Annotated in this window: 13 protein-coding genes and 2 pseudogenes; all 15 read right to left on the reverse strand. The window is 66.3% G+C overall.

Annotation, left to right across the window (positions count from 1 at the left end):
* Positions 1-20 precede the first annotated feature (20 nt).
* Positions 21-494 (reverse strand): OsmC family protein, encoded by a 474-nt coding sequence (locus FJ694_RS02920; RefSeq protein ID WP_157264174.1) that lies wholly within the window; start codon positions 492-494, stop codon positions 21-23.
* Positions 481-1,221: an amino acid ABC transporter permease gene (locus FJ694_RS02925; RefSeq protein WP_157264176.1), complete on the reverse strand. Its 741-nt coding sequence runs from the start codon at positions 1,219-1,221 to the stop codon at positions 481-483. The genes FJ694_RS02920 and FJ694_RS02925 overlap by 14 nt, the downstream gene beginning before the upstream one ends.
* Positions 1,208-1,945, reverse strand: a complete 738-nt coding sequence (locus FJ694_RS02930; RefSeq protein ID WP_157264178.1) for an amino acid ABC transporter permease — start codon at positions 1,943-1,945, stop codon at positions 1,208-1,210. Before FJ694_RS02930 ends, FJ694_RS02925 begins: the two co-directional genes overlap by 14 nt.
* 10 nt (positions 1,946-1,955) lie before the next feature.
* Positions 1,956-2,675 (reverse strand): amino acid ABC transporter ATP-binding protein, encoded by a 720-nt coding sequence (locus tag FJ694_RS02935; protein WP_157264180.1) that lies wholly within the window; start codon positions 2,673-2,675, stop codon positions 1,956-1,958.
* 55 nt (positions 2,676-2,730) lie between these two features.
* The gene (locus tag FJ694_RS02940) at positions 2,731-3,567 is read right to left on the reverse strand and encodes a transporter substrate-binding domain-containing protein (protein WP_157264182.1); all 837 of its coding nucleotides are present in this window, start codon (positions 3,565-3,567) and stop codon (positions 2,731-2,733) included.
* 50 nt (positions 3,568-3,617) lie between these two features.
* Positions 3,618-4,829: an SDR family oxidoreductase gene (locus FJ694_RS02945; protein WP_157264184.1), complete on the reverse strand. Its 1,212-nt coding sequence runs from the start codon at positions 4,827-4,829 to the stop codon at positions 3,618-3,620.
* Positions 4,830-4,831: 2 nt separating this feature from the next.
* A complete protein-coding gene (locus FJ694_RS02950) occupies positions 4,832-5,287 on the reverse strand; it encodes a thioredoxin domain-containing protein (protein WP_157264186.1) in 456 nt (151 codons plus the stop codon).
* Between the two features lie 16 nt (positions 5,288-5,303).
* On the reverse strand, positions 5,304-6,221 hold the full coding sequence (locus tag FJ694_RS02955) for a permease (RefSeq protein WP_157264188.1): 918 nt from the start codon (positions 6,219-6,221) through the stop codon (positions 5,304-5,306).
* A gap of 32 nt (positions 6,222-6,253) precedes the next feature.
* A complete protein-coding gene (locus FJ694_RS02960) occupies positions 6,254-7,165 on the reverse strand; it encodes a ferritin-like fold-containing protein (RefSeq protein WP_157264190.1) in 912 nt (303 codons plus the stop codon).
* Positions 7,166-7,720: 555 nt separating this feature from the next.
* Positions 7,721-8,125 (reverse strand): tyrosine-type recombinase/integrase, encoded by a 405-nt coding sequence (locus tag FJ694_RS02965; RefSeq protein WP_198320699.1) that lies wholly within the window; start codon positions 8,123-8,125, stop codon positions 7,721-7,723.
* A gap of 393 nt (positions 8,126-8,518) precedes the next feature.
* Positions 8,519-9,762, reverse strand: a pseudogene (locus FJ694_RS02970) (IS1380 family transposase).
* Positions 9,753-10,996, reverse strand: a pseudogene (locus FJ694_RS02975) (HAD-IC family P-type ATPase); the annotation flags it as partial. The pseudogenes FJ694_RS02970 and FJ694_RS02975, both read right to left, overlap by 10 nt.
* A gap of 4 nt (positions 10,997-11,000) precedes the next feature.
* Positions 11,001-11,273 (reverse strand): DUF2933 domain-containing protein, encoded by a 273-nt coding sequence (locus FJ694_RS02980; RefSeq protein WP_232539873.1) that lies wholly within the window; start codon positions 11,271-11,273, stop codon positions 11,001-11,003.
* Between the two features lie 131 nt (positions 11,274-11,404).
* The gene (locus tag FJ694_RS02985; RefSeq protein ID WP_157264192.1) at positions 11,405-11,899 is read right to left on the reverse strand and encodes a hypothetical protein; all 495 of its coding nucleotides are present in this window, start codon (positions 11,897-11,899) and stop codon (positions 11,405-11,407) included.
* A 138-nt stretch (positions 11,900-12,037) separates the two neighbouring features.
* Entirely contained in the window at positions 12,038-12,496 is a 459-nt protein-coding gene (locus FJ694_RS02990) for a hypothetical protein (protein ID WP_157264194.1), read from the reverse strand.
* Positions 12,497-12,594: the final 98 nt, after the last annotated feature.

Genomic DNA, 12,594 nt, shown 5'->3' on the forward strand with positions numbered 1-12,594 from the left:
CCTCGACAAGAGGCGGATCGTCACACCGCCTCCTGCTGGCGCACGACATGCGACACCTCGACGTGCACCGGGATGGCGGGCCGGATGGACTGGCAGACCGTGCAGTATCGCTCGAACACGTCCACGCAACGCTTGATGTTGCCCGACTCCTTGTCCACCACCGGACGGATCGTCACGTCGATGCGGCTGATCCGGGGCAGCCCTTCCTCGTTGAGGGCCACCACGGCAATCGCCTCGGTAGATAGTCCCTGGACGTGGATGCCGGCGTGGCGTAGCGTCTCCACCAGACTGGCCGAGAGGCAGTGGCCCACCGCCATGGCCAGCATCGCCGGCGTGGACGGGCCGGCGTTGGTACCCACCGGGTCGGGCTCGTCGGTGAGGACGGACGCGCCATGCAGGACATCGCCCTCGTAGGCCTGCGACTTGAACTTGAAGCCGCCGGTGAAGTCGATGTGGACACCGAAGTGACGCTCGGCCTGATCACGCATGTGCATGGTGGTTCTCCTGGAGTGGGAGCGGTTGGCAAACAGGTGCTGGGGGCACCTTCGGGGATTCCATGCGGGCCTCGATGAGGCGGGCGGCCCGCGACGCCGTCCAGCAGACGGTGAAGAACAGCGCGCCGACGGTCAGGTAGACCTGCAGCATGCGACCCGGATGCCGCTCGGCGACGATGAGCCCTGCCTGCATGACCTCGACCAGGCCCACGATGTACAAGGCCGAGCTGTCCTTGAAGAGCGACGTGAAGTAGCTCGCATGCGTGGGCAGCATCCGGCGGTGTGCCTGGGCCAGCACGATGCGCAGCAGGATCGTCCAGCGTGACAGGCCCAGGGAGCGTGCGGCCTCGACATCACCCGGTGCCACCGCGTTGATGCCGGCGCGGATGTTCTCCGCCTGGTAGGCCGAGGCATAGGCCGTGAGCGCCAGCACTGCCGAAAGCACCGGCGAGGGTGTGGTGGCAAAGAGAATGGGCAGCGAGAAGTAGAACCAGAACAGGACGATCAGCAGCGGCACCGAGCGCACGGCTTCGACATAGGCGATGCAGGGCCAGCGCAGCCAGCGCGTGCTGCTCGTACGGCCCAGGGCCAGCAGGTGGCCCAGCACGAAGCTCGCGGCGAATGCGACGCAAGCCACCGCCAGGTTCAGCGCCAGGCCGCCCAGCATGCCTTGCCGGAAAGAGCCCAGGAGCAGCCACTGCAGCTGGGTGAAGTCAGCGCCGGCCATGGCAGGCCTCCTCGATGTGGTCCGGGGACACCGCACCGCGCTGGCGGAAGATTCGAGACAACGCGAAGGCAATGGCCAGTGAGCCCAGCGCATAGGTCAGCGTGGACACGGCAGTCACCTCCAGTCCCCTGAACGTGATCGACTCGATCTGCTGAGTGGCCCATGTCAGCTCGGGCAGCGCTATCGCCACGCACAGCGACGTGTTCTTGAAGTTATGCACCATCCGGTTGGAGATGGCCGGCATCATTGTGCGCAGCGACTGCGGGCACAGGATCCAGATGCACTCCTGCCAGCGCGACATCCCGCAACTGGCCGCCGCGTCGCGTTGTCCCTGTGAAATCCGGGCCATGCCGTTGCGCAGGATGTCCGACAGGTAAGCCCCGTTGTCCAGCGAGAGACCGAGGACGCCGGCCACGAAGGCGTAGGTCGGCCACTCGTGCAGCGCACGGCCGATGGGCGCGGGTAGCAGTTCCGGCAGCACGAAGTAGAAGAAGAGTATCCAGAACAGACCCGGCAGGTTGCGAACGAGTTCGGCGAGACCGTTGGCTGTGATGCGCAGCGGCGCAACTGCCGAGAGCCGGGCCAGTGCAAGCACCGCGCCGAGGACGAAGGACAACAGTCCCGAGGCAAGGGCCAGGGCAAGAGTGCGCACCAGACCGTCTCGCACCAGCTCCAGGAACTGCGGCTGCAGCAGCAGCCCCCAGTCAAACTCGTAGCGCAACATCTGCAACTCCTCAGGCGGCCTGGAGCAGCGCAGTGGCAGGCGCCGTCGTGCGCGACGCGCAGCACGACGTCTCCTGTTCAAGATCGACCAGGCGTCCCGATTCGAGCGACACCATGCGGTCGGCCACGCTGTAGGCAAAGCTGCGGTCGTGCGTGACGATCACGGTGGCCACGTTGCCTTTCTTGAGGCGCTCCACGAGCGCGGCGACTTGGTGGGTCCGGGCGGGATCGAGCGCTGACGTGGGCTCGTCCAGCAGCATCACGCCGGGCTCCATCGCCAGGCAACGCGCCAGCGCCACGCGCTGCTTCTCGCCGCCGGAGAGCTGCAAGGGATGGTGATTCGCCTTGTCGGCCACGCCCAGATCGGCCAGCAGACTGCACGCGCGCTTCTCGGCCTCGCCCCGGGTGAGGCCCAGAACCTGACGCGGCGCTAGGCAGATGTTGTCCAGCACGCTCAGGTGCTCGAACAGGTTGAAATGCTGGAAAAGCATTCCGACCCTGCCCCGCAGGGCGCGGGCGCCCAGGCGGCTGGGCCACACGCTGTGACCGCCCACCGTGATGCTGCCCCGGTCAATGGGCTCCAGCCCGTTGATGGCCCGCAGCAGGGTGGTCTTGCCCGTTCCGCTGGGCCCGCACAGTACCAGTGCCTCACCGCGCATGACGTGGAGGTCCACGCCGGCGAGCACGTCACGCCCGGCAAGGCGCTTGAATACGCAACTGCAGTCGATCATGGTGTTCTCCCAGAAAGGTTGCCGAGGACACTTTGTTGTGGTGGCCCTCTTGCACCTATTCGGGCCAGACCATGGGCGCGTTCTCGCCAAACACCTCGGCCGGCAGGCGCGGGCGGGCGTTGAGCGGCAGCGGGTACTTGCCCTTGGGGCCGAACCAGGACTGGTAAAGCTGCTCGTAGCTGCCGTCCTTGAGCATCGACTGCAGGGCCATGCTGACCTTCAGCCGCCACTTGCTGTCGTTTTGCGGCACGCCGACCGAATACAGCCCGGGCGAGTAGCCGCCGCCCACGGCTTCGTAGTCCGTCCCTTCCTCGCCAGCCACGGCCGCGATGATCGGGCTGTCCTGGGTGAAAGCATCGATCTTCCCCTGCTTGAGAGCGAGGAACACTTCCGCATTCTTCTGGAACGCAACCATCTGCGGCGCCGCCTTGCTGTGCTTGGCCAGTTCGGCCGGAGCCGCGGTGAACGCGTTGGAGCCCTGGTTGACGCCGATGCGCTTGCCTGCGAGGTCTGCCAGCGACTTGAACTTGCCCTTCTTGGCATAGAAGACCTTCGACGTCCACAGGTACGGCGGATCGACGAAGTCCACCTGCTCCTCTCGGCCCAGCGTGCGGCTGATGTTGGAGATGGCCATGTCGATCTGGCCGTTGGCCAAGAAGGCAATGCGCGTCTTGTTGTTTACTGCCACGCGCTCCACCTTGACGCCGAGCCGCTTGGCGATCTCGTCGCCGAGCTCGACATCAAAGCCGGTCCAGCGGCCCTTGTCGTCGATGAAGTTCATGGGAGGCGTGTCGTTGCCCGTGCCGATGCGCACGACGCCGGCTTGCTTGACCTTGTCGGCGATGGAGTCGGCCATTGCGGCCGGTGCCATAGCCAGCGCGGCCGTCGCCATCGCGCAAACCAGGAGGAGGCTGGAGAGTGGTTTCATGGTAATGACCTTCTTCAGGCAGTGGCGATGGCCGGCTGTTGCTGCAGCTGCGCCGGGTCGATGTCGATGCAGCGCGCCGCCTGCGAAAAGCGGTGCGCATGCTCCGAGAAGTACTTCTGCATCTGGTCCGAAGAGCGCACGAAGCGGTCCTGGCAGATGCGTACCGTATCAATGGTGGTATCGATGAAACGCAGCCCGTTGTCGCGCAGCTGCTGGATCCATCCCGTCTCGAACTGCCAGTGGTGCGAGGCAATCTCCAGGTTGACCTGCGCGAAGGTCAGGTAGGCGCGCTGGCGCATGTGAATCGACTTCATCGGCACGTCGTCGATGGTCGGGTAGTAGTACACGCGCGCCGGGCGCGTGACCTCGAACCACATGTCCCACAGGTCGCGCATCGACGGCGAGCAGTGCGGATCGGACACCAAGTTCATGAATGCGCCATGCGGGATCCACCGGTAGGCCGCCTTGAAGGCTTCGCAGAACGAGTCCTGGTGCAGCACGTTGAGCGGCATGCGCGGCGCTACCGTGTGGAACTCCTCGTGGTAGCGGTCGCAGGCCAGACGCTCCAGCCCCATCCACTGCTGGTACAGCCCATAGCGCTTGCCGCTGTAGCGGCCCGTGTCGCTGGTGCCGATGAGGATGGAGGGCCGGATGACGACGAAGGGAACATGGCTCGTGGCCACCAGGCGCTCGGCCTCGCGCTTGGTGCGGGTGTACTGCGTGGGATCGCCCTGCGGCTCGGTCAGCAGATCCTCGGGCGTAGGCTGGTCCTGGTAGCCCGAGCTGTACGCCGTGGACACGTAGACGAAGCGCTTGACCTTCAGATGCTTGGCCAGCACCAGCAGGTGCGCCGTGTAGAAGACGTTCACCGCCTGCAGCTTGGCCACGTCGTAATAGTCCAGGCAGCCCGCGCAGTGGACGATCTCGTCCACACCTTCAAGCCGAGCGGCCAAGTTGGGCACGTCGGCCAGGTCGTTGGGCAGCACCACCTGCTCGATGCGCGCGTCAACGGCGGCCGACCAGCGGTAGCGCGCCTGTGTTTCCCACTCCTCCTTGATCGGCGCCAGCAGCGCGGTGCGATCGTGCGCGGCACGCGTGAGGCAGACGATGCGGGCGTTGGTGTCGCGCAGCAGCGACGCGACGATGAGGGCACCGACATAGCCGGTGGCTCCGGTGACAAGGATCCGCGAGGCCGAGAACGGCTCGCTGCGCAGGGTCCGGCTCATGTTCAGGCTCCCAGGGAGGTCAGGGGTTGGCGCTGTAGGCGCTGGCGGATCTGCTCGACGCTGGGCACGCCTCCGTAGAAGGCGACGCGGCCGTTGATGATCAGCAACGGGAAGATGCCCAGGCCGTGCGACTGGAACAGCGTGGTCACGTTGGCGATGAGCTGCTTCTGAGGGCCGTCGGCGCTGGTCGATAGCTCGCGCAGGTGGCGCTGAGCTGCCGTGATGGTCTGGCACACCACCGCGCGCTCGATCTCTGCTTGCTGCATCGCCTGCAGCAAGTTGGCCTTGAGCTCCTCGTCGCGCGGCGATGACGTGGCATCGCAGCACGACGCGGACAGGATGCCGATGTTGTCCTTGTCAAGCAGGGCGCGCACGGACTCGGCATCGTAGGACTTGGTGCCGGTGCCAGTGCCGCATCCGGGCAGCAGCCAGCACAGCATCGAGAGGGGGTTTCGCATGTCAATTCTCCAGTGGTCAGAGGAAGTGCGCTGCCCACTCCAGCGCGATACCGATGACGGTCGCCGAGGCAACGATCGTCACGACGTGGGACACGAGGAGGGGCGCCTTGAACAGCCGGGACAGCATGATCATCTCGGGGATGCTGGTGCCAGCCGAAGAAACCAGGAACGCGGTCACCGGTCCGATGGACAGCCCCTTTTCCAGCAGGGCCAGCGCGATGGGCACGACCATCGTCGAGTTGACGTAGAACGGCACGCCCACCAGGGCCAGCACGAAAATCAGCACGATGCCCGGATACCGCTGCTGCAGCGCCACGATGGCGTCCTGCGGCACGTAGCCGAAGATCAGTGCGCCGATAGCGATGCCCACGGCCAGGTACGGCGCCGATGCACGCAACTCGCCCCAGGCCGCCATCGAGGCAAAGCGAAGTCGCGACGGCCAGGGCACGCGGGACACGGTCGCCGAGTCGATCCGCGTCGCGCCGTCGACGTCAGGCTGCGCCTCCAGGCGCACGTAGCGCGCCATGCCGGCCCGATCCACGAGCAGTCCGAAGGCCACCGACAGCATCGATGCCACCAGCAGGAACACCACGGCGGTGGACACCGAGTACTGCCGCAGCAGCACCAGCAGCACGCCTTCATTGATCACGGGCGAGGCGATCAGGAAGGTGAAGCAGACGCCGAAGCGCACCCGGGACCTGAGCATCCCTGAGAGGACCGGCACCGTGGAGCACGAGCAGAACGGCGTGACCGCGCCCGCCGTGGCAGCGAGCACCGCGCCGGTTTCCAGCGACGTCCGCCCCAGCGCGTCGTTGAGCTTGCGTCCGATGCCTTGCTGCAGCAGCGTGACGGCCAGGGCCACGCCGTAGAACAGCAGCGCCAGCAGCGTTCCCTCGTAGACGATGAATTCGAGTACCGCCTGCACACCGTTCATGGCGTGGCCTCCGTGTCAGCCAGGGGAGGCGTTCAGCAGCAGCGGCTGGGAGTGCTGCCGCAGTTCGGCGCAGCCGAAGTACTGCAGCTCGACCCGGAGGAACTGCAGCTCGGCGCGACGTCGCTGCGTAGGCGCAGGTCGGCCTGGGGCTGCACACCGTAGCTCGACATGCTGGCGATCAGCGGCATCGTGACCTTGGTGTCGAAGCCGACCAGGTCCAGCGTTTCCATGTAGGCGTCGAGCGCGTCCACGCGCAGCGCCTCGATGTCGGTAGCGATGCTGTCCAGGCCGATGCCGGCGCAGTTGACCTGCAGTTCGCCGCACAGCGAGTGGCAGCTGGTACTGATCATGCTGAAGAGCTCGGGCATGACACGGTGGTGCGCCCAGACCAGACTGTCGTGGACGTTGTCGGCGTCCTCGTCAAGCATTTCCTTGATGCGCTGCACGCCGATGCCCAGGTGCTCGATCTCGTCGGCGAGGATCAGCTTGGCGACCTGCGCCGTGTCGGGGTCGGTGTCCCGCTGCAGCGTCTTGTACAGGACGATGGCCATCGTCTCCGTCATCAGATCTTGAATGATCAGGCACGACGCCAGATTCTTCTTCTTGACCGCCGTGGAGAAATGATGGCGGATGTTGCGCCACTGCGGCTCGACGATCTCGGTCTTGACGTTGTAGTCGAGCCGCTTGCCCAGGCTCGCAAGCATCTTGATGTGCTTGGACTCCTCAACCGCCTGCTTGACGGTGTCGATCTTGGCGTCGGTGTTGGGCAGCAGCGGCACCATCTCTGAGTAGTTTTCTACCGCCATGATCTCGCCCGAGATGGTGTTCGAGACGATATAGGCCATCAGGTCGAAATAGCGCTGGTCCTTGCCATGGCGCTGGGCTCGCGACGCCACGACGGCGTCATGTGTAGTTTCGGCGGTCGTTTGCTGGGTAGTTTCCATGGAGCTTCCTGACGAGGTCGTGCATGGGAAATGCACAGGCATGTATGAACGGGCGACGCTGTTGGACGCGCCCATGGGATCGTGTGCACACGGGATATGGGTGGTGGTATTCGAGCTTTCCTCCTTGATGTCAAAAGTCATGACAGCGGTATTGCCAACTTGGGACAGCGGGTGAAGCTGGCGTCGCCAGAAGGACTCGACAGGGCTCCGTTGCAATGCACCGTATGCAGGTTCAAAACCTTCTTCCTGCGCCACGGGCACGACTGCGACTCCGGCACAGATCCAGGCGCCGCACTCCATGGGCGCAACTTTCAGTGATCCAAGTCCTTCTGGAGAATTTCGATCTCACGAAAGGCAGCGAGTGACGGGAATATCGGCGCACTGGTGTGCCAATGCCATCCCTCTGAAGGCGGATCGCTCCTCGAAGGGGACAATAAGTTCAAAATCCCTGGACTGGCTCTTACGGGGGATAAGTCATCTCCAGCGCCCGAACGGCTTCAGCATCGCTGGTGAATTCACGCGCCGAGACAGTGCAAATGGGGCCGCGAGGATTTTTCAATTGACTATCGGATTGGCAGGCAGCAACACAGTCATGGCAACACCCGGCCGACTTGAACCGCCCTCCCGTCGTACGGGGGCAGCACATATGTGCAGATCTACTCCCGCTTCCGGCAGGTGCGTCGCGCAGCAGTGGCGCAGCGTGTGGATGCCGCCATGCTTGGTGATGCCCGCGCGCGTGCAGGCCGTGTAGTACCAACGCTGGCCCACCCGGCGCTCCAGCGCCTGGGAGGTGTCGCTGGCTGCCGTGAAGAGCCACTGCCGGGGACGGGCTTGGCGCCACCAAGCCCGCAGCACCTCCAGCACGTCCGCCGCCAGCGGCACGTATCGGTCCTTGCCGCCCTTGCCCTGCACGACGCGGATGCGCAGCCGGTCGGCCGCGCTGTCGATGTCGGCACGCACAGGCGGCACAGCTCGGACACGCGCAGCCCCGTACCGTAGCCCACCATCAGGAAGGTACGCGCCTTGAGATGGCACGCCGCGGCGAACACCCGCTGCAACTCCTCGCGCGAGAGGATCTCAGGCAGCCGCTGCGGCGCGGGCGCCACCAGCGGAATCTGGAACGCTCGCTCGCCCGTCTAGCCCGGATGTTTCACCAAGGCGCTGAGGCGGTGCCGTTGGTGAGGTTGAGGGCCAGGCTGGGCCAGCAATGAGGTAGATCAGCCAAGACACAGGAGCTTTTTGCAGGTGGCGGACGCACCACCCCCTTCCCCCGTTGTTCATCAGCGTGCCGGGGACAGCACTCGGACCAGATCAAGGGCTGGCCAGAGCTCGCGCTGCGGCTGCGAAGACGTGCTACAGCGGGTGGTGCGAGGCCAGGAACAGCCGCACGCGGCGCGTGTTGCGCACGATGACCCCGCCGATCTTGAGCAGCCGGGTGCGGATGGTGGCGGTACAGGCCTGGGCCAGCTCCGTGCCTTGCAGGGCCAGCCGGCGTAGTTGCACCATGAGCGTGTAGGCCAGCGCTGCGAGCAGCAGCCGCAACTGGTTGGCTTGGTACTTGTGGCAGCTCGCGCGCCGGCCGAAGAGGTCGAGCTGCGCTTCCTTGATGCGGTTCTCGGCTTCGCCGCGGGCGCAGTACAGCCGCTCGTAGAGCAGCTCGGCATCGCCGGTGAGGCTGGTGACGATGAAGCGCGGGTTGGCCCCGCGCGCGTAGTGTTCCAGCCGCGCGATGACGCGGCGCTCGCGGCCCCAGGTCTTGGCGCCATAGCTGAACTCGCCGCTGAGGCGCTGCTTGATACCACTGTCCTTGTAGGCGTCGGCCAGGTACAGCTCGGCCAGCGCCACGCGCTGCAGCAGTGCCGAGTTCTTTTGCAGCCCGATGACGTAATCCACGCCCCAGCGCTCGAAGCGCCGCAATGCCTGCGGGCGGTAAAACCCCGAGTCCGCGCACACGATCACGCGCACATCGGGCCAGGCTTGGCGCAGCCGCCGCACCAGCAGCTTCACAAGCGCGCTGAGCACGCTGGCTGGGTTCCGGCTGCTCGGGCGCACACGCATGCCAACATCTCCTGGCCGCAGAACACGTACAGCGGCAGGTAGCAATAGTTGTCGTAGTAGCGATGGAAGTGGACGCGCTATTGCTCACCGTGCAGTGGCACGTGCGTGGCGTCGATGTCGAGCACCAGCTCCTTCGGAGCCCGCGCATGGCCGGCGATGAACTGCTCCAGCAACACGCCATTGAGGGCAGCTGCATGGGCCGGCGTGGCCGCCGTCTCCAGCCGGCTCAGCGTCGGCCCCGAAGCCAGTTCGTCCACGCGCCCCACGGCCGTCTGCAGCGCCAAGTCGTGCCGCAGCACGTTGTGGTCGCTCATGTCCTCCCAGCCACAGCACAACCCGTACACACGCTGAGCAAGCATGTCGCGCTCGCCGTGCGTGACGCTGGCCTGGCGGCGCCGGTCGTCGAACACGCGCGCTGCCGCGCGCGTGAGCCCGAGGTGTTCATCGACCTGGCGCAGCAACACCACGCCGGCGTCACTGGCAAGGTCTCCTCCATCGAACGCCGCTTTGATCACGCGGCGGCCCACCTCACGCCCCAGGCGAAGAAGGTCAGCAGCGCGATGCCCACCACCACGATGACGAACCAGCCGGCCACCTGGTCGGCCATGCGCTGCATCGGCGCCTTCGAGCGCTGCGCTTGCGCCACCATCTGCACGATCTGCGACAGCATGGTCTGCGCGCCCACGCGCTCGGAGCGCATCACGAGGGCCCCGCTGGTGTTGAGCGTGGCGCCGATGAGCTTGTCGCCGGCGCGCTTGGTCACGGGCACGGGCTCGCCGGTGAGCATGGACTCGTCCACGGCGCTGGCGCCTTCGACGACGGCGCCGTCCACCGGCACCTTCTCGCCCGGGCGCACGCGCAGCAGGTCGCCCACGTGCACGTGCGTGAGTGGCACGTCCTCCTCGCCGCCGTCGGGGGGAATGCGCCGCGCGGTCTTCGGAGCCAGGCCCAGCAGCGACTTGATGGCGGCCGAGGTCTGCGAGCGCGCAACTCCAGCATCTGGCCCAGAAGCGTGAGCGAGACGATCACGGCCGAGGCTTCGAAGTACACCGCGACGCGCCCCATGGCGACGAAGGACGCGGGGAAGGCCTGCGGCGCCACGGTGGCCACCACGCTATAGAGGAAGGCGGCGCCGACACCCGTGCCGATGAGCGTCCACATGTTGGGGCTGTGGTTGGCCAGCGACTGCGCCCAGCGCACGAAGAAGGGCCAGCCCGCCCACAGCACCACCGGGGCGGAGAGCGCCAGCTCGATCCAGCTATGGGCGGCCATGTCGAAGAGCCCCAGGCAGTGCCCCACCATCGCCAGCAGCGTCACGACCACCGTCAGCGGCAGCGTCCACCAGAAGCGCCGCGTGAAGTCTTCCAGCTCCGGGTTGCGCTCCTCGGCGTCGAGGTCGGGCAGCAGCGGCTCCAGCGCCATGCCGCACTTGGGACAGTTGCCCGGGCGGTCCTGGCGGATCTCCGGGTGCATCGGGCAGGTGTAGATCGTGCCCGCGGGCGCTGGAGCGGCCGGTGCCGCGGCAGGCGTCGTGTCCGCGACGGCGTAGCGCTGCGGCTCGGCGGCGAACTTGTCCTTGCAGCGCGCGCTGCAGAACCAGTAGGGCCGGCCGGCATGCTCCAGATGGTGCGGCGAGGCCTCGGTCACGGCCATGCCGCACACCGGATCCTTCAGCGCAGCCTGCGTACCGTGGTGGTGGTGCCCATGGTCATGGCCCTGCCCGGCGCCCGCCGCAGGGCCGTGGCCGGCGTGGTGGTTGACATGTTCATCCATGGCATCACCACTTGCCGTCCGGTGACGACCCGTTGCGTGTGTTCGAGCCTCCGTGGTGGTGGCCATGGCCGTGACTGCCATGGCCGAACAAGTGCATCAGCGGGCAGGCCAGCAGCAGCAGGTACGGCCACAAGCCGGCGACGTGGCCCCAATGCTCACGCAGCAGGTAGAAGCCGCCGATGAGTAGCAGCATGACGATGACCGCGGTCCACGGGCTTCTTCGTGAGCCGCCGCCCTGACCGGTGCCAGAGGTGTCGTGGTGATGGGAGGTGTCCATGTTCCAGGCTTCTTCTTGGGCGTCGGCTCGGCGAGCCGGCAACAAGTGAAACGTAGACCCTCCCATCGTGGGAAGGTCAAGCCTTGGCCGCCGCAGCTTCTCTCCTTCGCAAGGAGGTGCGGCGGTCGGCATCAGGGCTTGGCAGCAGGGGCCGGCATGCGGTCCATCATCATCTCCATCATGGACTGCATCATGTCCATGCGCTTTTCCATTATCTGCATGCGCGATGTCGGGTCGGCAGGCGTCGTGGCGCCGCCCATCATCCCCATGCCGCCCATGCCGCCCATGCCCGCGCCGGGGCGCATGCTGCCCATCCCCTCCTGCATGAGCTTCATGTGCTCGGCCATCAGCGCCTCCCGCTCCTTGGGCGTGCTCGCGCGGGCCATCTTCTCGTGCATCTCGCGCATGGCCTTCATGTGCTGGTCCATGCGGGCCATCTGGTTCGCCGAGCCCATCGGGCTGGCTTGTTCGGTGCCCGCCACCGCCGGCGCCGCCGGGGTAGATGCTGCGGGTGCGGATGCGCCTTCGGGATGGTGCGCGGCGTGCTCATCGGGCTTGAGTTGGGCGCAAGCGCCAAGCGAGAAGGCGGCCAGGAGGGCCGTGATGGCCAGGGGGCGACGTGCCATGGTGTGGATCTCCAAGGGAGATGGTAGGGACGAGACATCGGGCGCCCGCGCCGACGCGCTGTCGTGCAGGGCCAGGACGCGCAGCCCGCCGGGCACGGTCCGTGATGGCGTGCTCAAGCGGGCTGGCAGGGATTGGCTCTAGATCGTGAGCCGCAGTAACGCGATGGGAATGGGCGGCGGTGCCGGCAGGGTGCCGGCATCAGGACGTGGTGCACGTGCCACAGCGACTGCCGGCAGGATCAGGTACGAGCCGGGCGTAGCCGCCGCGGTACAGGCCAACGAGAGCGCGTCGCCCGTGCCGGCCTTTGCTACGGCGCTTTGCTCGCTGTCGCACAGGCTCTTACATGCCACTTGTCCTGGCGCCGCCTCAGCGTCGAAGGCGCCGTGCCCGAGCGCGATGCTGGCCGCTTCGTGATGATGATGGCCACCAGCCCCACCTGCCGCATGCTCATGCGCGGCGGCATGTGCCGCCGTGGCAGCCAAAGTGGCCTGCAGTACGCAGGCATTGGCAGCGCCAGCCAGCCACCCGAACAGCATCACCCAGCACATCAGCCGGGCGATGACGCGGTTCAGTTGAGGCCGCAATGCACAGCGCATGGATGGGTGCGAAAAAACCAGCCGTGTAGGAAGGACGCCTTGATGCTACGGCAGCCCACCCCCACCGGATTGATCCGCATCAATGGGCTGTCCGGGTG

This window comes from Azohydromonas aeria (assembly GCF_009760915.1).
GTDB classification, from domain to species: Bacteria; Pseudomonadota; Gammaproteobacteria; order Burkholderiales; family Burkholderiaceae_C; genus Azohydromonas; species Azohydromonas aeria.